This window comes from Sphingobium aromaticiconvertens (assembly GCF_037154075.1).
In the GTDB taxonomy this organism is placed as follows: domain Bacteria; phylum Pseudomonadota; class Alphaproteobacteria; order Sphingomonadales; family Sphingomonadaceae; genus Sphingobium; species Sphingobium aromaticiconvertens.
Genome location: NZ_JBANRJ010000001.1, coordinates 2023379 through 2045076, shown reverse-complemented (window position 1 = coordinate 2045076; position 21698 = coordinate 2023379). Strand labels below are relative to the sequence as shown.

24 protein-coding genes and 1 pseudogene are annotated in these 21698 nt (G+C 62.4%); 12 read left to right on the top strand and 13 right to left on the bottom strand.

Features of this window, described 5'->3' with window-relative positions; all coding sequences use genetic code 11:
• The first annotated feature begins 58 nt into the window (after positions 1-58).
• The 3 genes from WFR25_RS09765 (at position 59) to bfr (ending at position 2152) form a co-directional block, all read left to right on the top strand.
• Entirely contained in the window at positions 59-1303 is a 1245-nt protein-coding gene (locus WFR25_RS09765) for a DUF418 domain-containing protein (protein ID WP_336970536.1), read from the top strand.
• 59 nt (positions 1304-1362) lie between these two features.
• Complete coding sequence (locus WFR25_RS09760) at positions 1363-1533, top strand: (2Fe-2S)-binding protein (protein WP_336970534.1); 171 nt, start codon at positions 1363-1365, stop codon at positions 1531-1533.
• 136 nt (positions 1534-1669) lie between these two features.
• Positions 1670-2152 (top strand): bacterioferritin, encoded by a 483-nt coding sequence (gene bfr, locus WFR25_RS09755; protein ID WP_336970532.1) that lies wholly within the window; start codon positions 1670-1672, stop codon positions 2150-2152.
• A gap of 53 nt (positions 2153-2205) precedes the next feature.
• Here bfr and WFR25_RS09750 read toward each other — a convergent pair whose 3' ends face one another.
• Positions 2206-2613, bottom strand: a complete 408-nt coding sequence (locus WFR25_RS09750; protein ID WP_336970530.1) for a (deoxy)nucleoside triphosphate pyrophosphohydrolase — start codon at positions 2611-2613, stop codon at positions 2206-2208.
• A gap of 76 nt (positions 2614-2689) precedes the next feature.
• On the opposite strand from WFR25_RS09750, the gene WFR25_RS09745 reads away from it, so the two are divergent.
• Together WFR25_RS09745 and WFR25_RS09740 are read left to right on the top strand one after the other, a co-directional pair.
• Complete coding sequence (locus WFR25_RS09745) at positions 2690-2875, top strand: Flp family type IVb pilin (RefSeq protein WP_336970528.1); 186 nt, start codon at positions 2690-2692, stop codon at positions 2873-2875.
• Between the two features lie 134 nt (positions 2876-3009).
• Entirely contained in the window at positions 3010-3183 is a 174-nt protein-coding gene (locus WFR25_RS09740) for a Flp family type IVb pilin (protein ID WP_336970526.1), read from the top strand.
• A 59-nt stretch (positions 3184-3242) separates the two neighbouring features.
• On the opposite strand, the gene WFR25_RS09735 is transcribed toward WFR25_RS09740, so the two are convergent.
• The 6 genes and pseudogenes from WFR25_RS09735 to WFR25_RS09710 form a co-directional block, all read right to left on the bottom strand.
• Positions 3243-4724, bottom strand: coding sequence for a M48 family metalloprotease (locus WFR25_RS09735; RefSeq protein WP_336970524.1), 1482 nt, complete (start codon positions 4722-4724; stop codon positions 3243-3245).
• 79 nt (positions 4725-4803) lie between these two features.
• A pseudogene (locus tag WFR25_RS09730) lies at positions 4804-5437 on the bottom strand (IS5 family transposase); the annotation flags it as partial.
• A 172-nt stretch (positions 5438-5609) separates the two neighbouring features.
• Entirely contained in the window at positions 5610-6554 is a 945-nt protein-coding gene (locus tag WFR25_RS09725; RefSeq protein ID WP_336970522.1) for an acetyl-CoA carboxylase carboxyltransferase subunit alpha, read from the bottom strand.
• A gap of 32 nt (positions 6555-6586) precedes the next feature.
• Positions 6587-7483 (bottom strand): tyrosine recombinase, encoded by an 897-nt coding sequence (locus WFR25_RS09720; RefSeq protein ID WP_336970520.1) that lies wholly within the window; start codon positions 7481-7483, stop codon positions 6587-6589.
• Positions 7484-7494: 11 nt separating this feature from the next.
• Positions 7495-9339 (bottom strand): hypothetical protein, encoded by a 1845-nt coding sequence (locus WFR25_RS09715; RefSeq protein ID WP_336970519.1) that lies wholly within the window; start codon positions 9337-9339, stop codon positions 7495-7497.
• 5 nt (positions 9340-9344) lie between these two features.
• The gene (locus WFR25_RS09710; RefSeq protein WP_336970518.1) at positions 9345-9530 is read right to left on the bottom strand and encodes a hypothetical protein; all 186 of its coding nucleotides are present in this window, start codon (positions 9528-9530) and stop codon (positions 9345-9347) included.
• Between the two features lie 81 nt (positions 9531-9611).
• On the opposite strand from WFR25_RS09710, the gene WFR25_RS09705 reads away from it, so the two are divergent.
• Positions 9612-10163, top strand: a complete 552-nt coding sequence (locus WFR25_RS09705) for a shikimate kinase (protein WP_336970516.1) — start codon at positions 9612-9614, stop codon at positions 10161-10163.
• The gene (aroB, locus tag WFR25_RS09700) at positions 10151-11254 is read left to right on the top strand and encodes a 3-dehydroquinate synthase (protein ID WP_336970514.1); all 1104 of its coding nucleotides are present in this window, start codon (positions 10151-10153) and stop codon (positions 11252-11254) included. Before WFR25_RS09705 ends, aroB begins: the two co-directional genes overlap by 13 nt.
• Before the next feature lie 129 nt (positions 11255-11383).
• Here the strand turns inward: aroB and WFR25_RS09695 are convergent, their stop codons facing one another.
• The 3 genes from WFR25_RS09695 to WFR25_RS09685 are packed head-to-tail and all read right to left on the bottom strand — an operon-like array spanning position 11384 to position 13955.
• Positions 11384-11710 carry a DUF423 domain-containing protein gene (locus WFR25_RS09695; protein ID WP_336970513.1) on the bottom strand — a complete coding sequence of 109 codons (327 nt, stop codon included), beginning with the start codon at positions 11708-11710 and terminating at the stop codon, positions 11384-11386.
• Positions 11707-13536, bottom strand: a complete 1830-nt coding sequence (locus WFR25_RS09690; RefSeq protein ID WP_336970511.1) for a cation:proton antiporter domain-containing protein — start codon at positions 13534-13536, stop codon at positions 11707-11709. The genes WFR25_RS09695 and WFR25_RS09690 overlap by 4 nt, the downstream gene beginning before the upstream one ends.
• Positions 13533-13955: an iron-sulfur cluster assembly scaffold protein gene (locus WFR25_RS09685; protein WP_336970509.1), complete on the bottom strand. Its 423-nt coding sequence runs from the start codon at positions 13953-13955 to the stop codon at positions 13533-13535. Before WFR25_RS09685 ends, WFR25_RS09690 begins: the two co-directional genes overlap by 4 nt.
• A 125-nt stretch (positions 13956-14080) precedes the next feature.
• Between WFR25_RS09685 and WFR25_RS09680 the strand changes: the two genes are divergently transcribed.
• From WFR25_RS09680 to WFR25_RS09660, 5 genes are all read left to right on the top strand, one after another.
• The gene (locus WFR25_RS09680; RefSeq protein WP_336970507.1) at positions 14081-14548 is read left to right on the top strand and encodes a Fur family transcriptional regulator; all 468 of its coding nucleotides are present in this window, start codon (positions 14081-14083) and stop codon (positions 14546-14548) included.
• A 58-nt stretch (positions 14549-14606) separates the two neighbouring features.
• A complete protein-coding gene (dxs, locus tag WFR25_RS09675; RefSeq protein ID WP_336970505.1) occupies positions 14607-16532 on the top strand; it encodes a 1-deoxy-D-xylulose-5-phosphate synthase in 1926 nt (641 codons plus the stop codon).
• 5 nt (positions 16533-16537) lie between these two features.
• Entirely contained in the window at positions 16538-16918 is a 381-nt protein-coding gene (locus tag WFR25_RS09670) for a lysozyme inhibitor LprI family protein (RefSeq protein ID WP_336974823.1), read from the top strand.
• 61 nt (positions 16919-16979) lie between these two features.
• Positions 16980-17435, top strand: a complete 456-nt coding sequence (locus WFR25_RS09665) for an SRPBCC family protein (protein ID WP_336970503.1) — start codon at positions 16980-16982, stop codon at positions 17433-17435.
• A complete protein-coding gene (locus tag WFR25_RS09660; RefSeq protein WP_336970501.1) occupies positions 17422-17757 on the top strand; it encodes an ArsR/SmtB family transcription factor in 336 nt (111 codons plus the stop codon). Before WFR25_RS09665 ends, WFR25_RS09660 begins: the two co-directional genes overlap by 14 nt.
• 73 nt (positions 17758-17830) lie before the next feature.
• Here the strand turns inward: WFR25_RS09660 and WFR25_RS09655 are convergent, their stop codons facing one another.
• The 3 genes from WFR25_RS09655 to ileS are packed head-to-tail and all read right to left on the bottom strand — an operon-like array spanning position 17831 to position 21668.
• On the bottom strand, positions 17831-18250 hold the full coding sequence (locus WFR25_RS09655; RefSeq protein ID WP_336970499.1) for a DUF3035 domain-containing protein: 420 nt from the start codon (positions 18248-18250) through the stop codon (positions 17831-17833).
• Entirely contained in the window at positions 18250-18759 is a 510-nt protein-coding gene (gene lspA / locus WFR25_RS09650; protein WP_336970498.1) for a signal peptidase II, read from the bottom strand. Before lspA ends, WFR25_RS09655 begins: the two co-directional genes overlap by 1 nt.
• Positions 18760-18767: 8 nt before the next feature.
• Positions 18768-21668: an isoleucine--tRNA ligase gene (gene ileS, locus WFR25_RS09645; RefSeq protein ID WP_336970496.1), complete on the bottom strand. Its 2901-nt coding sequence runs from the start codon at positions 21666-21668 to the stop codon at positions 18768-18770.
• Between the last annotated feature and the right edge of the window lie 30 nt (positions 21669-21698).

The window sequence follows — 21698 nt, the reverse complement described above, 5'->3', positions numbered from 1 at the left end:
GACAGAGCATTGGCGCGATTGCCAGCGCCAACAAGGCCAATGCCAAGCAAGGACATATGTGACCACCGACTCCAATCGCATTCCCACCCTGGATATCTTACGCGGTTTCGCTGTCATGGGTATTTTGTGGATGAACATCACGGCCTTCGCCCTGCCGACCCAGGCCTATCTCAACCCGACCGCCGCTGGCCCGATGAGCGCGGCGGACAGCATTGCCTGGCTCACCGGCCTTGTCCTTGTCGATGGCAAGATGCGCGGCCTGTTCTCGATGCTGTTCGGCGCGTCGATGTTGCTGCTGATCGACAAGGCGGAAATGGCGGGGCGTGATGGGCGGCGAACACAACTGATCCGCGCGGCCTGGCTTTTCCTTTTCGGCCTCGCTCATTATCTGTTGCTCTGGTGGGGCGACATATTGATGATTTATGCGGTCGTCGGGCTGGCGGCACTTCTCTTTACCGGGCAATCGCCACTGGCGCTGGTCAAATGGGCGTTTCTGGCCTTTCTCATCCATTTCCTGATCGTCGTTGGTGTGATTGCCAGCCTGTCCGCCTGGAGTCATGCCGCTGCCCAGCCGGGCGCCGCCACATCGGTCATGACGAGCTATCATGCCTTCGTCGCCGCGCTCAGTAATCCCGCCGATCCTGCCATCGTCCAGGACGTGGCGCTGCATCGGTCAGGGTTTGGCGCCATATTCACACATAAACTCGCCGACTTTCCTGCAGAATGGCTGCGCACCTTCGCCTTTGTCAGCTTCGACACTCTGGGCTTCATGTTGATGGGCATGGCCATGTTGAAGGGGGGCTTCCTGACCGGGCGATGGGACGCGGACCAATATCGCCGCACCGCGCGTCACTGTTTCCTGATCGGGATACCGCCGATGCTGGCATTGGGCGCGTGGATCATTCTTTCAGGCTTTGCACCGCTGGCCACGTTCGGCACGGTCTTCGCCTGGTCTTTCCCTTTCCGCATTCCGCTGACCGTGGGCTGGGCGGCGCTGATCCTCTGGATCGCGGCGCGTCATCGCAGCAGTGCCCTTCTCGCGCGAATCGGAACGGCCGGACGAATGGCGCTCTCCAACTATCTGGGCACCAGCCTGCTGATGACCGCGCTTTTCTATGGCTGGGGACTCGGGCTGTTCGGGCAGGTCAGCCATGCCGCGCTGCCCGCGTTCGTTATTGGAGGGTGGGTTGCGATGCTGCTGTGGTCCCCCTGGTGGCTTAAGCGATTCGCGATGGGACCGCTGGAATGGCTCTGGCGATCGCTGGCGCGTGGCTCGCTGCAACAGATACGCAGAAACATCTGATATTTTTACTATTGCGACCCATTATCATTCACGCTATCTCGGGGATGAGAGGAGTGCCAATGGTCGTCTGCGTCTGTAATGCTATCCGCGAAAAGGATCTGAAGAACGCTGTCCGCGAGGGTGCGAGCACACCTTGCAGCGCCTATGCCCATTTCGGCCGTCGTCCCAAATGCGGCCAGTGCGTCCCCTTCGCACGCACCATCATCGCTGCCGAACTCGCCTCAGCCTGATCCGCATTTGCATTTCTGCCCTGCGATCACCACGCAGTAGCGGTACAAAAAAGCGCAGATTTCTGCGGTTTTTCGGATTAACAAATCCGCCCCATGCGTCTATTATCGCTCGCGAAACAAGTTGGAGCGACACGCCATGAAGGGCGACCAGAAGGTCATCGATTATTTGAACGAGGTGCTCAAGAACGAGCTGACCGCGATCAACCAGTATTTCCTCCATTACCGGATGCTCGACCATTGGGGCGTAAAGCGGCTCGCCAAGTTCGAATATGACGAATCGATCGACGAGATGAAACACGCCGATAAGGTGGCGGAGCGCATCCTGTTCCTCGACGGACTCCCCAATTTCCAGCTTCTCGGCCGCCTGAAGATCGGCGAGAATGTGGAAGAGGTACTCAAGTCCGATCTCGAACTGGAATATGAGGCCCTTCCCGCGCTCAAGGATGGCATCGCCTACTGCGAGTCGATCCGCGATTATGTGACCCGCGACCTCTTCAAATATATATTGGAGAGCGAGGAAGATCATATCGACACCCTGGAAACCCAGTTCGAAATGATCGAGCGCATGGGCATCCAGAATTATGTTCAGCTTCAGAGCAAGCCTGCTGGCGAGGAATGACGATGGGCGGGCGGGCGTTTGGCGCCCGCCCCGCCGTACAGCCCCCGTTCCCCTTATAACAAGGCGTCGAGCAGGCCGATCAGCGGCAGATCGGCGGGCGGCATATCCAGCGCATACATTTGCGAAGGCCGCACCCATTTGAGCGCAGTGGCGTGTAGTGCCTCCGGCACACCCTGCCATTTGCGACACACATAGAGCAGCAGCAACAGATGACGCTCGCCAAGCGGCTCGCTGGCGAAAGCGGCGGGCGCCAGACAACTGGCGTGGGTTGCTATGCCCAATTCCTCGTTCAATTCACGTATCAACGCCGCCTCTGGCGCCTCACCGACTTCAACCTTGCCGCCGGGAAATTCCCACAACCCGGCCATCGACGTGCCGGGTGGGCGTTGTTGCAGAAGAATGCGGCCATCGGCATCGACAAGCGCGGCGGCGACCACAAGGAGCGGCTGTATCTGGGGCATGATGATCCGGCGAAGGGCTTTATTAACGACAGCGCTTGTACAGTTGCAGCAGCGAACTGCAACCAACGGGATATCCATGCGCGCGATGCTGAAAATGATCCGCCGATCGATGCTTCCAGGCTGTGAACGCGGCGCAACGGCGGTCGAATATGGCCTCATCCTTGCGATGATCGTCCTCGCCATGCTCGCCGCGCTTCAAAGTGTCGCCACCAAGACGACGGACATGTGGAATCACGTATCAACAGAAATTCTGGCACATTAACCATCAATATCTGACAGATTCGATAATCCCTTTAAACAATTATCAACCCTCACTCCCTAAATCTTACGTTGCTGACCTCATCTATCGAACAGGGCGGCCGGGTAGTTAAACGGTTTCATTGTAGGAGATACAACATGCAGTTCATCCGTAAGATGCTGAAGAACGAAAAGGGCGCCACCGCTATTGAATACGGCCTGATCGCCGCTCTGATCGCCGTCGCCGCCATCGGCGCGATGACGAGCCTGGGCAGCAATCTGAAGGGCACCTTCAGCAATGTGTCAGGCAACCTCAAAACGCCTACTCCATAATAATAAAAAGGGCGGCGGAAGAAATTCCGTCGCCCTTTTTTCTCGTCCGCATTCCATCGCTACCAGGTAACGATCTTCACCCTTTGCCCTGCGCGAACACTGCTATTGTCGGTCAACGCATTAATCGTCAGGAAACGCTCCAGCGAGGCGTCTGTATAGGCCATCCGCTTTGCCAGCGACTGGATAGTATCCCCCGCCTTGACCGTCACCACCTGTACGCGCCGGGGCTTGATCACCGCCGCCTCCTGAGCGGACAAGCGCTGCATGGACTGAAGCATCGGCGCAAAAGGCCCGACACCCTGGCCCGCAGCCGTCAGCAGCAGAAAATGATAGGCTTTGCCGCCGCCAAAATCATAAGCGAATACCGTCGCATCCACCTGCCCCGACTGACTGTTGGCGCGCAGCGTGCGATAGGCCGCCGGCAGACCGTTGATCGTGGTTCGCGTCACCTCACCTGCGGGGGGAGCGCCCGCCTGCTGCCCGCCCAGCTTTGCGAAGACGGCATTTACATAGTCGGCAAGATTGCCCGAATAGGCGACCGAACTGAACTGCGCCTGCCCGCCCGACCCGGTAACCGACACCGCATTCGCGCCATTTTCCATGCCGAAGCCTGACGGCACCGAAAAGGACAGGCGAAGGTCGGGATGACGAAAGCGATTGCCGTCGATGACGCCTTGTTTGGGATCATCTCCGTACAGCGTGCCATTAAGCGCGTTCAGAAAGGCATCGCGATTACGAGTCTTCGATATCGCCCCACTTTCCTGCGCATTACGGGCCGCACGGTTCACGCGCGAAGCAGGATCAGGATGGGTGCTGGCCCATTCCGGCATCGACCGCGCACTGCCCGCGACTCGGGCATCCAACGCGCTTTGCGCTGCCAGCGACGCGAGCATGGAGGATAAGGCGCCTGCATCATAACCAGCGGACGCCAGATAGCGGATACCCAGATCATCGGCTTCATATTCCTGGCTGCGTGAAAATTTGAGCGTCAGCAATTGGCTGCCGGTCCCAATGCCCTTCTGCAACAATCCACCAACCGCCGAATCGCCCAACAGCGCGCCAGTCAACACCTGCAACAATGCTCCGCCGATCGCATTGCGTTGCGCCGCCTGCTGGCGTCGTTGGCCGTGCTGGGCAGCGACATGACCGACTTCATGACCCAATACGCCCGCCAGTTCCGCCTCGTCATTCATCAGCGCCATCAGGGCGCGGGTGACATAGACATAGCCGCCGGGGATGGCGAAGGCGTTGTTGACCGGGGAGTTGAGCAGCGTGACGGTAAAATCACCCTGCGCGTTGGACAGGCCCGACTGTACCGCAATGCGACGACCGACAGTTTCGACATATCTGGCCTGCGTCCCCGGATAGGCGCCGCCAAATTCCTGCAAAAGCTGCGGATGTTGCTTGGCGCCCGTCGCTTTGTCCTGCGCACTGATGGCGCTGACCGTCTCGATCCGGCGTTGCTGTCCGGTCGCCGATGGCACCGCCAGAAGCGCGGCCAGCGCAACCCCTGCGCTGCCGGTCAAAAACCTGCCTGTCATGCGTCCTCCCGATCCGTTCCCGTCACTGTCCAACCGATAGGGCAGGTCAGACGTTCCCGGCAAGGCGGGGAAACGGATTTCGAAGCGAGTAGCAGACGCGCTCACCGCCCCGGCATTTGCGATGGCGGCGGGGCGGGATGACCGGCTCGCCGCCTTGGCTGTAGATGAGGTCGTGCAATCTGGCGGCGTGATAGGCGCGATCAGCCAGAATCTTTTCAGCGGGGATGCCCCGGATCAGATCGCAAGCGTGTGCCATGTCGTTTTGCTGGCCGGGACCCAGAATGAAACGGATCGGCAAGCCGAGGGCATCGACTACGGCATGGATTTTAGTGCCGAATCCACCTCTGGATCGCCCGAGAGCTTGGGCTTGAGCGCTCCCCTTTTTACCCGTGCCCCGGCCGCCTGGGCCTGAGCGCGGATCACGGTCGCATCGATCGCCAGCCATTCGATGTCGGGATCATCCGACACGGCCTCGAATATCCGGTCGATCACGCCTTGCTCGACCCAACGGTAATAGCGTCGTTTGGCCGTCTGATAGGGGCCGAACTTCTCCGGCAAATCACGCCACCGTCCGCCCGAACGTGCCAACCATAGCAACGCATCAAGAAAGCGCCGCCCGTGTCGCTACGCGGGCCACGTCGTCCCTTGCGACCACCCGGCACAAACTCGCGTAGTCGCTCCCATTTATCGTCTCTGAGAACATCCCCTTTCACACCAGCCTCCAAAAGCCAGTCTTGAAGCAAAAATCTAATCCAACGTGAATCCCTAAAATGTCACTACGGCCTAGAGCAAGCTACATTAAATCTGACGCAGATCGCTTGCTCCAGTTTTTTGTTGTCGCATCGTTTTTTGCGAAAAACCGGTGCGCACTTTTCGCACGATGCTCTAGGCGCCAATCGCCAGGAACTTGTCGGCGCGATCCGTCCGCAGGGCGTCAGGGCTTAGCCCAACCAGCGCCGCGAGTTCCTCGCCGATGGCAGCCCCCAGGCTAGCGATTGCCTGCACCGGTTCACGATGGGCGCCGCCGGCCGGCTCTGGCACGATCCGGTCGATCACGCCCAAGCCTTTGAGGTGCTGCGCTGTCACCTGCATCGCCGTCGCCGCATCGCTCGCCTTATCGGCGGTACGCCACAGGATGGAGGCGCAGCCTTCGGGTGAGATCACCGAATAGACGGCATGTTCGAACATCAGCACGCGATTGGCAGCCGCGAGCGCAACCGCGCCACCCGATCCGCCCTCACCCACAACAGCGGCGATCATTGGCACGCCCAGCGCCAGACAGGCTTCGGTTGACCGGGCGATGGCTTCGGCCTGACCGCGCTCTTCAGCCTGAATGCCGGGGAAAGCCCCCGACGTATCGACCAGCGTCACCACCGGCAGGCCGAACCGGTCAGCCATCTGCATCAGGCGGATCGCCTTGCGATAGCCTTCCGGCTTGGCCATGCCGAAATTGTGACGCACGCGGCTGGCGGTATCGTCGCCCTTTTCATGGCCAATGACCATGACCTTCTGCTCGTCCAGCGTCGCAAACCCGCCGATGATCGCCTGATCGTCGGCGAAGGCGCGGTCGCCCGCCAGCGGCATGAAATTGTCGAACATGCCCGCCACATAGTCCTTGAAATGCGGACGTTCGGGATGGCGGGCCACCTGTGTCTTCTGCCACGGGGACAGTTTGGCATAAGTGTCGAGCAGCAGCTTGCGGGAGCGCTGCTCCAGCTTGTCGATCTCGCCGTCGATGTCGATGTCGCCGCCGCTCGCAGTCGCGCGCAGTTCATTGATGCGCGCCTCCAACTCGGCAACCGGCTTTTCAAATTCCAGAAAGCTAACCATGGGATTCGCGTTAGGGCGCGTGGAGCGGCTCGTCAACGCGCAGCCTTCATGGTCGCGAGCGGATGGCGACTGTTGACCAGTTCGACCAGCCTGCGACTGTCGACATGGGTATAGATTTGGGTCGTGCCGATATCGGCATGACCCAGCATCGACTGAAGCGCGCGCAAGTCCGCCCCGCCCTCCAGCAAATGCGTGGCAAAGGCATGACGCAACACATGCGGGCTGACCCTATCCGGGTCGATGCCCGCTGCCCCGGCAAGCGCCTTCACCAACTGATAGAGGCGAATGCGGCTCATATGGCTTTTGCCCGATGGGAACAGCCAGACGCTGTCGGGTGGGATATGGGATACCCATGCGGCAACGGCCGCACGCGCCCGATCGGAAATCGGCACCAGCCGCTCCTGCCCGCCTTTGCCCCGCAAGATCAGGAAAGGACGATCGCCCGAAAGTGCACGGCGCGGCAGCGACACCAGTTCCGTCGCGCGCAACCCGGACCCGTAGAGGAGTTCGATGAACGCGGAGAGACGCAGGTCATGCGGCACAGGCGAATCGACCGCCAGCCGCGCCTCGATCACCCCGAACAGCCGATCGACATCAGCGGCGGACAGGATCTTGGGCAACGGCCGCCGCGTTATGGGACGCGGCAACATGGCGGATGGATTGTCCGCGCGCAGCCCTTCCTCTTCCAGAAAGGCGTAGAACGCGCGCAGGGCAGACACTTTTCGGGCCACGGTTGAGGCGGACAGCGTAACCCAGGCCGGACTGAGCCGCTCCAGCATCGCCGTCGACGCATCGGCCAAGCCACCCGCGATCAGCCGCGCACCGTCCAGATCGCTGCGATAGGCCAGCAACGTATTGCGCGACGCTCCACGCTCCGCCGCCATCATCTCCAGAAAGCGGTCGATCAGCAGCCGGTCGTCATCCGCCATGCAGCAACTCCCTAAAGCCGGGCAATCGCCTCTGCCGCGATCATCCGCGCCTCGGGGTCGAGACCGACGCGATGCAGCGCGGCGACGATATGATAGAGATGCCCCGGCGGCAGCCTTTGCCAGTCCGCCGTCTGCATACCGACGGCAGCCAACAGCGCGACCGTACCCTGCTCGCCCCGCTGCGCCGCCGCGCCGATGGCGCGCGACCAGCGGCTGTTGACCGCTAGCGCAAAGCCATTCTCCTGCGCGGCCTGGACCGCTTCATCGGCGGGCAGACGCGCGAGTCCCGCAAGGCCCGCGATCAGCATCCGCCCCTTGGCTGGCCCCGCTTCACCGACATAGGTCGACACCCTGCCGGTGCTGATCTCCACCACCGGGCTGGGCGCCCCCAACGCCAGCAGCGCCCAGGCATCCTGCGCGCCTGGTCCGTTCATCTGGCCCAGCGCCCGCGCCCACTGGGCAGCATTGCGGTCATAACCCGCGCTTAACATCGCCGCGATCAGGCGAGCGCCATCAGCACCATCGGCCTGTGCGACCGGCAGCGCCGCCGCAGCCCGCGCCGTGGCGATCAGGCCAATATAGCTGGTCCCTTGACCGCCTTGATCCCCGGACTGCTCGCTGGGCGCCCAAAGCGTCCGCATCGCCTCGATCCGACCGCTCACGGTGCCAGCGGAATAGGCCGTCCGCAGAGCTTCGACACGATCAGCGGTATCACCCGACAGATCACCTTCGGCGTTCAACTGACTATAGAAACCCACAAGCCCTGCGCTGGAAAAGACACCCAGCCGTGCCGCCGTTTCCGCACCATGCAGGCGGCGAATCGCCGTCAACGCAGGCGCGCGACCCTGCCAAGCGCGGACATGCGCGCCGACCGTACCGAACAACGGATCAGGAATTTCGACATTGAGCGCGGTGGCGAGGCCGAAGCGCCAGGCCGTCAGCCGATCAACGCCTTCCCACTCGATCTTGACCGAGCGACGCGCGTTGAAGCCGGTGCCGACAACCTTCTCGGCCAGCCGATAGTCGATGCCGCGCACTACGCCACGGCGCTGCGCCTGATTGAGCGCCCCGCTCGCCGACCCCTGATCGCCCGACAGCGCGGCACAGATCGGCTCGCTCATCGTCCAGGCCGGTTCCTTGCTGACCCTGCGCGCGCCCGCCGCCAATGGACACAGGCCCGCCGGATCGGCCGCCGCCAGATAGGTTTGCATGGCGATGGCGTACAGGCGCGGTGTGAACTTGTCGGGATCGACGCTCTGCACCATCATCCGGGCGCTGTCCGCTTCCCCCATCCGCAACAGCAGCCAGGCGCGTTCCGCCGCCCAGTCCGCGCCATTGATATCGCCGGGCGTGTCGGTCGCCGACAGCAATGCACGACGCAACAGAATGGAGGCCCAGCGCGACGTGACCGGTGCGCGGGTCTGCTTCATCAGCGTGGCAAGGAACTGACCGGACTGCGATCCAAAGGCATTGGCAGCCAGTCCACGCGATTGCGGTGTCAACGGCCCGATCCTGTCGAGCGACCGGCGAGCGCTGTCCGGCAAATCGTACTTCGCCTTTTCCGCCGCCAGTTCCTCCTCGCTCATCGCATTTTCGGCGGCGCTGGCCTGCGTATCGGCAGCATTGGACTGCGGCTGTGGATTGGTCAGCGCTACAGCAGGCGGCGCGTCAGGGGAGAGATTCGGCGCAGGGCTGGCCGAAGGCGTCGAGGCAGGCGCCTGCTTCGGCGCTTCAGGCGCGTCGCCGAAACCCGGCGGCAGCAGCGATTCGGGCGCTTGCTGCGCGACCACAGGCAAGGTCAGCGCCAACGCAGCCGTTCCCACGATCCATTTGGCGTTCCGCCGCGCGAAACTCATCGAGCCTATTTGCCCAGCTTTTCGGCGGGAATGGCTTTTTCCACGCGCTGCTGCGGCTGTTCCCCGCCCTTCGACCAGAACAGGGCCAGCAGGCCGATGACAATCAGCACCAATATGATCGGAATGATCGGCAAACGGGTGCGACGGCGCGAGCCGCCTTCGAAATTGCTAAAGCTGCGATTGCTCTTCATGGGCCCTTCATATGGCCGGAATGACCAGCCTAAAACTTGCGATTTGCCTCTTCGACGGGGGGCTGTATAGCCCCGCTCGGCATGCAGCGAAACAGCAAATCCTCCCCTCCATGGGCAAAGCGCGGTCCAATCGTGCTGGTCGGCATGATGGGCGTGGGCAAGTCCACGGTTGGACGGAGGCTCGCTTCGCGGCTTGGCGCCCCGTTCATCGATGCAGATGAAGAGATTGAAAAGGCGGCGGGCATGACCATCGCCGAGATGTTCGATCGCTATGGCGAAGCGCATTTTCGCGACGGTGAACGCCGCGTCATATCCCGCCTGATGGACGGCGTGCCCAAGATCATCGCCACTGGCGGCGGCGCGTTCATGCAGGATGAAACGCGCGCCTTGATTCTCGATCATGCAACTGCCGTCTGGCTGGACGCCGACATCGACATATTGGTCGACCGTGTATCCCGCCGCGAAGGCAGACCGCTGCTGAAAGACCGCGACCCGCGCGTGGTGCTCACCGAACTGGCCGAGCGACGCAACCCTGTTTACGCGCTCGCGCCCATCCATGTGAAGAGCGCCGTCGCGCCCCACGAAACCACCGTCGATCACATATTGGAAGCGTTGAGCCTATGGCAATCGTAAGCGTGGCGCTGGGCGCGCGCAGCTACGACATATTGATCGAAGAGGGCGCGCTGACCCGCGCTGCCGATCATCTGGCCCGCTATGCGCGCGGCGGACGGCTGGTGGTCGTCACCGACGAACGGGTGGCGCAGGCGCAACTGCCCCGCCTGACCGCCAGCATGACAGCGGCGAATATCGCCATCGAGTCCATCATCCTCCCGCCCGGCGAAAAGACCAAGGGCTGGCGGCATCTGGAAACCCTGCTCGACCGCCTGCTGGCGCTGGAAGTGGAGCGCGGCGATCATGTCGTGGCGCTGGGCGGCGGCGTGATCGGCGATCTGGTCGGCTTTGCCGCGTCCATCCTGAAGCGCGGCTGTCAGTTCGTGCAGGTTCCCACCACGCTGCTCTCTCAGGTCGATAGTTCTGTCGGCGGCAAGACGGCCATCAACGCGGCGGCGGGCAAGAATCTGATCGGCAGCTTCCACCAGCCCAGCTTCGTGCTTGTCGACCCCTCGACCCTCGATACGCTCCCCCCGCGCGAGGTCCGCGCGGGCTATGCCGAGGTGGTCAAATATGGCCTGATCGACGATCCTGATTTCTTCGCCTGGTGCGAGTCCGAAGGCGAAAAGCTGCTCGCTGGCGCCCCCGACGCCCGCAGCTTCGCCATTCAGCGCAGCGTGTCGGCCAAGGCCGCGATCGTTGCCGATGACGAGCGTGAAACCTCCGGCCGCCGCGCCCTTCTCAACCTTGGACACACCTTCGGTCATGCACTGGAAGCCGACACCGGCTTTTCCGATACGCTTCTCCATGGCGAGGGCGTCGCGGCGGGCATGGCCCTCGCCTTTCGCTATTCCGCGCATTTGGGAATCTGCCCGCAGGCCGATGCAGAACGCGTGACCGCACATCTCAAGGCGGTAGGCCTGCCCCATGACCTCGCAACCGCGCATGTCACCGCAGGCGGCAAGGAACTGGTCGGCCATATGCTGCATGACAAGAAGATGGCGGCGGGCACCCTGCCCTTCCTGCTGGCGCGCGGCATCGGCCAGACCTTCCTGTCGAAAGAGGTCGTGCTGGACGATGTGGCGGCTTTTCTGGACGAAGATCGCGGCTAGAGCGGGATGACCTTACCTTGATCCGTTCGTTTCGAGCGAAGTCGAGAAACCTATGCGCGGCGTTTCTCGACTTCGCTCGGAACGAACGGAAACAGGGTGATCAACTTAAAGCCATCTGGCTCCAGCGCATCAGCCCCGCCAATAGCTCCACCCGGCCCACAGCCAGCCAACAATCAGCAGCGTCCCGCCAATCGGCGTCACCGCACCCAGCCAGCGCGGCCCGCCAAAGGCCATCGCATAGAGCGTCAGCGCAAAGATCGCCGCGCCGACCAGCAGCGTGACCGCCGCCCCGCGCGCCTGCCCCATCAGCACCAGAGCGGCAACGGCGTGGATCAGTTGATATAGGCCCCCGGTCCGCAGCCATTCAGCCGCCTGTGGGCTAGCCGCGCCATGCGCGCCGAATGCCCCCGCAGCCACGGCGAGCGCTGCGGAAATGGCTGCAATCAAACCAATCATGTCTCTTCCCCATCTCCGCGACTGAGCAGCCGCATCCCTTTGCCCGGCCTGAACATCAGTTCCTTGGCCGCGACAAGATTGCCATGTTCAAGCTGAAGATCGAAGCGGCGACCATCACTCTCGCGATATTGCCGTTCCACCTCCGCGACCTCCGCCTCTGGCACGCCCAGCGCTTCCATGGCCTGCACGCCCATGCACACCGCTGATTCGAACACCTCCCGCACCACGCCCGCCAGATCCATGTCCGCCAGTGCCAACACCTGCCGCCGGTCGAACGCCCGCACGAACAGCGCCGCCTGCGGGAAAGCCTCCGCTATCGGTTGGAGCAGCTTTGCGTCCAGCGAAGGATCGTCGATGCAGAAGGCGATCAATTTCGCCTCATCACCGCCGGCCCGTCGCAGCAGGTCTATCCGCGTGCCATCGCCATAAGAGACGTTCATGTCGAACTTGCTGGACAGTTCGATCTGCGTCGGCTTCTTGTCGATCAGCGTGACACCAAAGCCATGGCCCATCAACATTTGCGCGACGGTCTGGCCGAACCGGCCATAGCCCACGATGATGGCGTTGCCGCGCGGCGCTTCGTCGGGTCCGGGCAGGTCCGAACCGTCCTTCGACGGCGCGAATTCCAGCCGCCGCGCGAACAGCATCAGGAACGGCGTCGTCGCCATGGAGACGGTGACGATGGCGCTGAACAGCGACCCGGCCTGCGGCGCAATCAGATAGGCATTCTGCGCCTGTGCGAACAGAACGAAGCCGAACTCACCGCCCTGACTCAGCAGCAGGCCGATACCGATCGCCTGTTTCCATTCCATCCCGAACAACCGTGCCAGTAGCGCCACGATCCCCGCCTTGGTCGCAACCAGTATCGCAGCCATGCCGATGACGAAGATCGGGTTCGCCGCCACCGCGCGCAGATCCAGCACCATGCCGACCGCCAGGAAGAAGAGGCCGAGCAGGATCGAACGGAACGGCTCCACATCTGATTCAATTTCATGCCGGTAGGGCGAATCGGCCAGCATGACACCCGCGACGAACGCGCCCAGCGCTGTCGACAGATGCAGCGAATGCATGAGCGCAGCCGCCGCCAGCACGGTAAAAAGGCCCACGACCACGAACAGTTCGCGCTCGCCAAGGCCGCCCACCAGCCGCAACAAGGGCCGCAGGATGAAGCGCCCGGCCAGCACCAGCCCCGCAATCGCCGCGATCGTATAGCCAGCCAGCAACAGCCCCGGCGGACCAGCGGCGTCGGTCGGATTGCGCGATAAAGCGGCGATGATGGTGATTAGCGGAACGATCGACAGGTCCTGGAATAGCAGGATCGAAAAGGCCTTCTCACCAAAAGGCGAGTTGATCCGTCCGCTGCTCTTGAGAGCCGGTAAGACCTGTGCGGTGGACGACAGCGCCAGCGGCAGGCCCAGCGCGATGGCCGCGCCCCAGGTAAAGCCGGTGGTGAAGAATATAATCGTCATCAGCGCCAGTCCGCACAGGACCACCTGTGCCAGCCCCAGCGCGAAAATATCCCGTTTCAACCGCCATAATCGCGCCGGATTAAGCTCCAGCCCCACCAGGAACAGCAGCAGGACGATGCCGATCTCCGCAATCGCCAGCTTCGATTCGGCGCCACCGACCAGCCCCAGCCCCTGCGGCCCGACCAGCGCGCCCGCGACCAGATAGCCCAGCACTGCACCCAGCCCGAAACGGCGGAACAGCAGGACGAACAATACCGCTGCACCCAGCAGCACCACGCCTTCGGTCAGCAATATATCGGTGGCGCTTGGGCCATCGCTGGCCTTGGTCGCGGCTGCCGCAGCAATGTTCAGGATCATGCGTCCGCCATCCGTGCAGCTTCGGCGATCGCCTCGAAGCCCAGCCGGATAGAGGCATGGCGCGCCGGATAGGCCCGCGCGGGGGCCAGCACGGCAAGGCCGGGCCAGAAGTCCAGCTCGTCACTCTCACCGGCAAGATAGGCGGCAAGCCTGTCGCGCGCGTCGGCCAGTTCCTCGGCACTCATGCCGATCGCCTGCGCCGCCATCAATGCGGTGGATGCCTGCCCCAGCGCGCAAGCGCGCACCTCCAGCCCGATCTCAGCCACTCGCCCGTCCGCCATCCGCACATCGGCGGTGACACGCGAGCCGCAGGTAGGCGATCGCTTCTCCACACTCGCCTGCGGGTCGGTCAGGCGCCGATGATGGGGAATAGAGGCGGCAAGGCGAAGAATGTCTTTATTGTATAGCGGCGCGTTCATGCCCCCATGTAGGACGGATGCACGCAGGTTAGAAGCCGCTTGGCGCACGCACATGCGCTTTATCTGCCGCCCGATCTGCACCCCCGCCACTTGCTCCGCGTGGCACAGCCGCCTAGATAGGCAGGATGGCGCACGACCATCATCACCATCACGAACCGACCGGGCCTAGTCTGGCCGACGCGGCGCAAGCGACATTGGAAGCGAAAAGCGAACAATGGACGCCGATGCGCGCCGCCATCTTCGATGCGCTCGCCGCACAGGACAAGCCCGCATCCGCCTATGACATTGCCGACAATGTATCGAAGGCGCGTGGAAAGCGGGTTGCCCCCAACAGTGTATACCGCATCCTTGATCTGTTCGTGTCGAACAACATCGCCATGCGCGTGGAAAGCGCCAACGCCTATATCGCCAACGCCCATCCCGGCTGCCGCCACGACTGCATCTTCCTGGTCTGCCGCACCTGCAAGGAAGCAACCCATGTCGATGATGACACGGTGACCAACGACGTGCGCGCCGTTGCCACGCATGCCGGGTTCACCGCAGAACGCCCGGTAATCGAGATATTGGGCACCTGCGCGAAGTGCATCGCGTGACGCGACTTGATCGCTGCGCCCGGCACGGGCAGAGCGGTCTTGGGAGATTACCAGAATAATGACCGACCGCCCCCTTACCCCGATGCTCGACCGCGTCGACGTCCCCGCCGATCTTCGCAAGCTCGCGCCCGAAGACCTGCGCCAGCTTGCGGATGAACTGCGGCAGGAAGTGATTTCCGCGGTCGGCGTCACGGGCGGCCATCTGGGCTCCGGCCTTGGCGTGGTCGAACTCACGACCGCCATCCATTATGCGTTCGACACGCCCACCGACCGGTTGATCTGGGATGTCGGCCACCAATGCTATCCGCACAAGATCCTGACCGGCCGCCGTGACCGTATCCGCACGCTGCGTCAGAGCGGTGGTCTGTCCGGCTTCACCAAGCGCGCCGAAAGCGACTATGATCCGTTCGGCGCGGCGCACAGTTCCACCTCGATCAGCGCCGCGCTGGGCTTTGCCGTCGCCAACAAGATGAAGGGCCAGCCCGGCAAAGCCATCGCGGTCATCGGTGACGGCGCGATGTCGGCGGGCATGGCCTATGAGGCGATGAATAACGCGCGAGAGGCCGGAAACCGCCTCGTCGTCATCCTCAACGACAATGATATGTCGATCGCGCCACCGGTCGGTGGCCTGTCCGCCTATCTCGCGCGAATCGTCTCCAGCCGCGAATTTCTGTCGGTGCGTGACACGTTCAAGCGCCTGGCCCGCAAACTGCCCGGCCCGCTGCACAAGGCGGCGCGCAAGACCGATGAATTTGCGCGCGGCATGGCGATGGGCGGCACGCTATTCGAAGAGTTGGGCTTCTATTATGTCGGCCCGATCGACGGTCACAATCTCGACCAGCTTATCCCGGTCCTCGAAAATGTCCGGGACGCGGCCGAAGGGCCGTGCCTGATCCATGTCGTCACGCAAAAGGGCAAGGGCTATGGCCCCGCCGAAAACGCGGCCGACAAATATCATGGCGTCCAGAAATTCGACGTCGTCACCGGCACGCAGGCAAAGGCCCCGCCCGGACCGCCGAGCTACACCAACATCTTCGCCCAGGCGCTGATCGCCGAGGCCCGGCGCGATCCATCGGTCTGCGCCATCACCGCCGCCATGCCCTCGGGCACTGGTCTCGACAAATTCCAGACCGTCTTCCCCGATCGCATCTTCGACGTCGGCATCGCCGAACAACATGCCGTCACTTTTGCGGCGGGCCTCGCCGCGCAGGGAATGCGGCCCTTCTGCGCCATCTACTCGACCTTCCTCCAGCGCGCCTATGATCAGGTCGTGCATGACGTGGCGATCCAGAACCTGCCCGTCCGTTTCGCCATCGACCGTGCCGGACTGGTCGGCGCTGACGGCAGCACCCATGCGGGCAGCTTCGACGTCACTTATCTCGCCTCCCTGCCCAATTTCGTGGTCATGGCCGCGGCTGACGAGGCCGAACTGGTCCACATGGTCCACACCTGCGCGATGCATGACGACGGCCCGATCGCGGTGCGCTATCCGCGCGGCAACGGCACCGGCATAGAGCTTCCTGCCGTCCCCGAGCGACTGGAAATCGGCAAGGGCCGCATCATAAAGGAAGGGCGTCAGGTCGCCATCCTCTCGCTGGGTACACGGCTTGAAGAAGCCGTGAAGGCCGCCGAGGCGCTGGAGGCCAAAGGGCTTTCCACCACCGTCGCCGACCTGCGCTTTGCCAAGCCGCTGGACGAAGCGATGATCCGCAAGCTGCTCAGCACTCACGAAGTCGCCGTGACTGTGGAGGAAGGCGCCATCGGCGGCCTTGGCGCCCATGTCCTTACTTATGCCAGCGATCTGGGCCTCACCGACGCGGGCCTCAAGCTCCGCACCATGCGCCTGCCCGACATTTTTCAGGATCAGGACAAGCCCGAAAAACAATATGCCGATGCGCGGCTCGATGCCGACGCCATTGTCGATACCGTGCTGACCGCGCTGCGCCATAATAGTGCTGGCCTTGACGCGGGTGCGCGGGCTTGAGTCTCATGCGATATGGGCTGGCCGCACTGGCTTTGCTGGTTTCGGTCCCCGTTCAGGCCGACACACGTTACGACGCCTGCATGAACAAGGCCGTCAGTAATGTGGACTTCAACGATTGCGGCTCAGCCTGGATCGCACGGGAGGAAGCGCGGCTCAATGCACGCTGGAAATCCCTCTATTCCAGACTGTCCGCCGCCAGTAAACGCGACCTTCTGACCGAGCAACGGGCGTGGATCGCCTATAAGGACAGAAGTTGCCTGTGGCGCGCCAATGGCGATTGGGGTCGGGAGGGTCAGGTGATCTCCTACCCAAGCTGCCGCGCCAAGGTGATCGCGGACCGCGCCGACTATCTGACAATGGTAACAAAGGACATAGCAGGGCATTAGGCAATCATTTGGTTGCATAAACCTTCACACCGCCCTATAAGCGCAACCAGGAGGTTGCCTTATGCCCAATTCTATCATCAAGACCGTCGACATCGCCGCCCCGGTGGAAAAAGTCTGGGACGCGCTGATCGATCATGAAAAATTCGGTAGCTGGTTCCGCGTCGCGCTCGACCAGCCTTTTGCCATCGACCAATCCTCGACCGGCCATATGACCTATCCCGGCTATGAAGAATATCGGTGGGAGGCGCGGATCGTCGCGATCGAACCCATGACCCGCTTCGCCTATGAATGGCCCGCGACGGGCGGTGACAAGGCCCTGATGGAGAGCGGCGTTCCCGTGCCCGAATGGACGCTGGTGGAATTCGTGCTGAAACCGACCGAAACCGGCACCCACCTCACCGTCACCGAAAGCGGTTTCGATGCGGTGCCGGAACCGCGCCGCACGAATGTCATGCGCAGCAATGATGGCGGCTGGGCCGAACAGGTGCAGAATATCAAAACCTATGTCGAGGATTGAACCTGCACCAGCCAACCCGGCGATCCTGTTCGCGGCGCTGGGCGATCCCACGCGCCTCCAACTGATCGCGCGCCTCGGCGACGGAGCACCACAGTCAATCGCCCGAATTGGCGAGGCGCTGCCAATGACTCGCCAGGCCGTCACCAAACATCTCCACGTTCTGCATCAGGCAGGTCTGATCGACCGGCACAAAAGCGGGCGAGAGGTCCATGTTGCGCTACGCCGACAGGCCATCGAGGATGCCCGTAGCTGGCTCGACCGGATCAATGCCCAGTGGGACGACACGCTCTCCCGGCTCAAGGCGCTGGTGGAACAGGCATAGAAAAAGGTCCGGCACCAACAATGGCGCCGGACCTTTTTTTCAGACCATCGGGGCCATCAGTACCCCGCTGAGATCATTGCTTCGGCACCGAAGCCCGGGCATCCTGCCCATCACCTTCCGGCGCGGCGATGATCTCACGCGTGGCGGCGCCCTTGTCCACCACTTCGGTCGCAGGATCACCAGCAGCCGAGCGAATGCCCGGTGCGGCACTGGCGCGGCCAGCCGCGGTCAACGCGGTGGTCTCGGTCGAACTACGCGGCGCAGGACCACCGAACATGGCCTCCATCGCGGCACGGCCCGAATCCACGTTATTGGACGAGGGCGCACCCGGCGCAGGCGGCACCAGCGCGAAATCAGGCGGAATCACCAACGGCGCCTGCCGCGAAACGGCGAACTCGTCGGGCCGCTCACGGTCGAACAGGCCGGTGGAGCCGCAGCCCGAAAGAGCCGTAAGGCCAGTTAGCAGGCCAGCAGCGAGGAACAACTTGCGCATTATCGTAATGTCTCCGTCTTTGGACTCTTTTCGCGCAGCAACAGCGCGCGCGCAAGCAGGATCAGCACGCCGATGGTGATCGCTGCGTCGGCCAGGTTGAAAATCAGGAAGGGTCGCCATTCGCCGATATGCAGGTCGGCATAATCGATGACATAGCCCAGCCGCACGCGATCAATGATATTGCCGATCGCGCCACCCAGCACCAGGCCCAGCGCCGCCACATCCTGCCGTGCCCGTTCGCGCCACATCCAAACGGCAACGAAGGTGGCGATCACCATCGTCATCGCCACCAGCGCCCAGCGGGCGCCGTTGCTGGACGCATGGAAAAAGCCCATAGAAACGCCCCGATTTTCCAGCCAGCGCAGACGGAAGAACGGCAGCAGATCAATGCCCACATCCGCCCGCGATTTCAGCGCCAGCGGATAGGTGACGGTATATTTGATGAGCTGGTCCAGCAACAGGGCGCCGATCGCGACGGTCAGGCCCAGCGGGCGGTGATTGGAGTTCATGGGTCCGCTCAGTCCTTCAGCACATCGTCACAACGGTCGCACAAGGCGCCGTCCTGCGTGACTTCGGGCAGCAACCGCCAGCAGCGGCCGCATTTGTGCCAGTCGGACGGCTCCACGATGATGCCATCGCCCACGCCCATGGTCACGCGGGCGACGATCGCCACCTCGGCGAAATCGACATCGCCCACCGGCAGCAGCTCGCCCATGGTCACGTCCGCTTCCAGGCTGGAGCGCACGATCTTCTCACGCCGCAGCGGCTCTATCGCTTCATTCACCTGTTCGCGTTGGCTGCGCAATGCGGTCCATTTGTCGTCCAGATGACGGTTGATCCAGTGATGATCGACGTCCGGCCACTCCAGGAAATGAACGCTATCCTCGTCACTTGGGAAGCGGCTCTGCCACACTTCCTCAGCGGTGAAGGGGATGATCGGCGCGGCGTAACGGACCAGCGCATGGAACAGCGTGTCCAGCACAGTGCGATAGGCGCGCCGCTTGGGGTCGCTCTTTGCATCGCAATAGAGGCGATCCTTGCGAATATCGAAGAAGAAGGCGCTGAGGTCGCTGTTGGCAAAGTCGAACAGCGCGCGAGTATAGCGGCTGAATTCCAGCCAGTTGTCGCTGCCCGCCGCCTTGTCCACCACAGCGCGCAGTTCCGCATCCAGTTCCGCCAGACGGTGGAGCATGTAGCGCTCCAGTTCCGGCATGTCGTCATAGGAGACCGCTTCGCTTTCGTCATAATCCGACAGCGCGCCCAGCATGTAGCGGAAGCTATTGCGCAGCTTGCGATAGGCGTCGGACGACCCGGCCAGCACTTCCTTGCCGATCCGCACATCATCAAAATAATCGGTGCTGGCGACCCAGACGCGCAATATGTCCGCGCCGCTTTCGCCCATGATCTTGAGCGGATCGACGACATTGCCAAGGCTCTTGGACATTTTGCGGCCATTGCCGTCCAGCGCGAAGCCATGCGTCAGTACCGCGCCAAAAGGCGCCTGACCGCGTGTGCCACAGCTTTCCAGCAGCGAAGACTGGAACCAGCCGCGATGCTGGTCCGATCCTTCGATATAGAGGTCCGCGCGGGCATCAGGACCATAGCGCGCCTCGACCACGAAGCTGTGCGTTGAGCCGCTGTCGAACCACACGTCGAGAATGTCGTTGACGACTTCATAGTCGTTAAGGTCGTAATCCGACCCCAGAAGCGCCTGATGATCCGCGCCGAACCAGGCATCTGCTCCGCCCGCCTTGAACGCCGCAACGATCCGATCATTCACCAATGGATCAACAAGATACTGGCCACTCTTGCGATGGACATAGAGCGCAATCGGCACGCCCCAGGCGCGCTGGCGGCTGATCACCCAGTCCGGGCGACCCTCCACCATCGATCGGATACGGTTGGTCGACCGCTCCGGCACCCAACGCGTCTGCTCGATCGCGTCGAGCGCGACTTCGCGCAGGGTCGGGCCGTTGGAGGCGATGATCGGGGTCGGCAGGACGCCGCCATCGACATCGACAAAACTTCCGTCGCCCTGCGGCTTGTCCATCGGGATGAACCATTGCGGGGTGCAGCGATAGATGATCCGCGCCTTCGATCGCCAGCTATGGGGATAGCTATGCTTGAACTCACCCGAGGACAGCAACGCCCCCGCTTCGCGCAGATCGGTGCAGATCGGGCCATCAGGACCGTTGAACTTGGTGTTGATGACGCTGCCCTGTCCGGGGAGCCATTCCCAGTCATTGCGGTAGAAGCCGCCATCGTCCACCGCGAAGACCGGGTCGATGCCCAGCTTCTTGCAGACGATGAAATCCTCCTCGCCATGGTCGGGGGACATGTGGACAAGGCCGGTGCCCGCGTCGGTGGTGACATGGTCGGCTGCGAGGAATGGGCGAGGCTTGGCGAAAAAGCCACCGAGCTTGTGCATTGGGTGGCGGGCGATAGCGCCTGCGAGTTGAGAGCCGACAATCCGCTTGCCACTAAGATTTAGAAGCGCGCCGCTAGGTAACTCATCGCCTATGAAGCGCGAAATACTGTTATGCCCAACACGCGCCAGAAACGGATCGACGAGATCGACAGCAATCAGGAACGGACCCGCCACAGTCTGATTGTTGCTATCAACCCATTTTACAAGTTCATATTCAACCCCCTCCCCATAAGCGATCGCCTGGTTCACAGGGATCGTCCATGGGGTCGTCGTCCAGATCACCGCATGGGCGCCGACCAGTTCTGGCGCATTCGGTGCTTTCATGATCTCGAACGCCAGGTCGATCTGGGTCGACACGACATCCTCATATTCGACCTCGGCCTCGGCCAGCGCGGTCTTTTCGACCGGGGACCACATGACGGGCTTGGCGCCGCGATAGAGCTGGCCGCTTTCCGCGAATTTCAGCAGTTCGCCGACGATCGTCGCCTCGGCGTCGAACTTCATGGTCAGGTAGGGATCGGCCCAATCGCCCATTACGCCCAGACGCTTGAACTGCTCCTTCTGCACGTCCACCCATTTATCGGCATAGGCGCGGCACTGGGCGCGAAACTCCTGCGGCGGAACCTCGTCCTTGTTCAGCTTCTTCTTGCGATATTCTTCCTCGATCTTCCATTCGATCGGCAGGCCGTGGCAATCCCATCCGGGCACATAGGGCGCGTCCTTACCCAACAACGACTGGCTGCGGACGATGATGTCTTTCAGCACCTTGTTCATCGCATGGCCCATATGGATGTCGCCATTGGCATAGGGCGGGCCATCATGCAGGATGAAACGCTCACGCCCCGCGCGGCGTTCGCGCAGCTTGCCATACAGGTCCATCGCCGCCCAGCGCGCGGCAATCGCCGGCTCCTTCTGGGCCAGCCCCGCCTTCATGGGGAAGTCGGTGACGGGGAGGAATACGGTGGCTTTATAGTCTGGCTGATCGGTCATGCGGTCCGCAAATATATCGGTGAGATAAGC

What these genes read in the sequence shown, in the direction of transcription:
- WFR25_RS09760 (WP_336970534.1), top strand. Translation starts at nt 1,363, where the DNA reads ATGGTCGTCTGCGTCTGTAATGCTATCCGCGAAAAGGATCTGAAGAAC.
- WFR25_RS09745 (WP_336970528.1), top strand. Translation starts at nt 2,690, where the DNA reads ATGCGCGCGATGCTGAAAATGATCCGCCGATCGATGCTTCCAGGCTGT.
- WFR25_RS09720 (WP_336970520.1), bottom strand. Translation starts at nt 7,483, where the DNA reads ATGGCGGATGACGACCGGCTGCTGATCGACCGCTTTCTGGAGATGATG.
- WFR25_RS09750 (WP_336970530.1), bottom strand. Translation starts at nt 2,613, where the DNA reads ATGCCCCAGATACAGCCGCTCCTTGTGGTCGCCGCCGCGCTTGTCGAT.
- WFR25_RS09690 (WP_336970511.1), bottom strand. Translation starts at nt 13,536, where the DNA reads ATGATCCTGAACATTGCTGCGGCAGCCGCGACCAAGGCCAGCGATGGC.
- WFR25_RS09695 (WP_336970513.1), bottom strand. Translation starts at nt 11,710, where the DNA reads ATGATTGGTTTGATTGCAGCCATTTCCGCAGCGCTCGCCGTGGCTGCG.
- aroB (WP_336970514.1), top strand. Translation starts at nt 10,151, where the DNA reads ATGGCAATCGTAAGCGTGGCGCTGGGCGCGCGCAGCTACGACATATTG.
- WFR25_RS09715 (WP_336970519.1), bottom strand. Translation starts at nt 9,339, where the DNA reads ATGAGTTTCGCGCGGCGGAACGCCAAATGGATCGTGGGAACGGCTGCG.
- WFR25_RS09670 (WP_336974823.1), top strand. Translation starts at nt 16,538, where the DNA reads ATGCGATATGGGCTGGCCGCACTGGCTTTGCTGGTTTCGGTCCCCGTT.
- WFR25_RS09665 (WP_336970503.1), top strand. Translation starts at nt 16,980, where the DNA reads ATGCCCAATTCTATCATCAAGACCGTCGACATCGCCGCCCCGGTGGAA.
- WFR25_RS09660 (WP_336970501.1), top strand. Translation starts at nt 17,422, where the DNA reads ATGTCGAGGATTGAACCTGCACCAGCCAACCCGGCGATCCTGTTCGCG.
- ileS (WP_336970496.1), bottom strand. Translation starts at nt 21,668, where the DNA reads ATGACCGATCAGCCAGACTATAAAGCCACCGTATTCCTCCCCGTCACC.
- WFR25_RS09740 (WP_336970526.1), top strand. Translation starts at nt 3,010, where the DNA reads ATGCAGTTCATCCGTAAGATGCTGAAGAACGAAAAGGGCGCCACCGCT.
- WFR25_RS09735 (WP_336970524.1), bottom strand. Translation starts at nt 4,724, where the DNA reads ATGACAGGCAGGTTTTTGACCGGCAGCGCAGGGGTTGCGCTGGCCGCG.
- WFR25_RS09685 (WP_336970509.1), bottom strand. Translation starts at nt 13,955, where the DNA reads ATGAACGCGCCGCTATACAATAAAGACATTCTTCGCCTTGCCGCCTCT.
- bfr (WP_336970532.1), top strand. Translation starts at nt 1,670, where the DNA reads ATGAAGGGCGACCAGAAGGTCATCGATTATTTGAACGAGGTGCTCAAG.
- WFR25_RS09725 (WP_336970522.1), bottom strand. Translation starts at nt 6,554, where the DNA reads ATGGTTAGCTTTCTGGAATTTGAAAAGCCGGTTGCCGAGTTGGAGGCG.
- WFR25_RS09710 (WP_336970518.1), bottom strand. Translation starts at nt 9,530, where the DNA reads ATGAAGAGCAATCGCAGCTTTAGCAATTTCGAAGGCGGCTCGCGCCGT.
- lspA (WP_336970498.1), bottom strand. Translation starts at nt 18,759, where the DNA reads ATGAACTCCAATCACCGCCCGCTGGGCCTGACCGTCGCGATCGGCGCC.
- WFR25_RS09705 (WP_336970516.1), top strand. Translation starts at nt 9,612, where the DNA reads ATGCAGCGAAACAGCAAATCCTCCCCTCCATGGGCAAAGCGCGGTCCA.
- WFR25_RS09680 (WP_336970507.1), top strand. Translation starts at nt 14,081, where the DNA reads ATGGCGCACGACCATCATCACCATCACGAACCGACCGGGCCTAGTCTG.
- WFR25_RS09655 (WP_336970499.1), bottom strand. Translation starts at nt 18,250, where the DNA reads ATGCGCAAGTTGTTCCTCGCTGCTGGCCTGCTAACTGGCCTTACGGCT.
- dxs (WP_336970505.1), top strand. Translation starts at nt 14,607, where the DNA reads ATGACCGACCGCCCCCTTACCCCGATGCTCGACCGCGTCGACGTCCCC.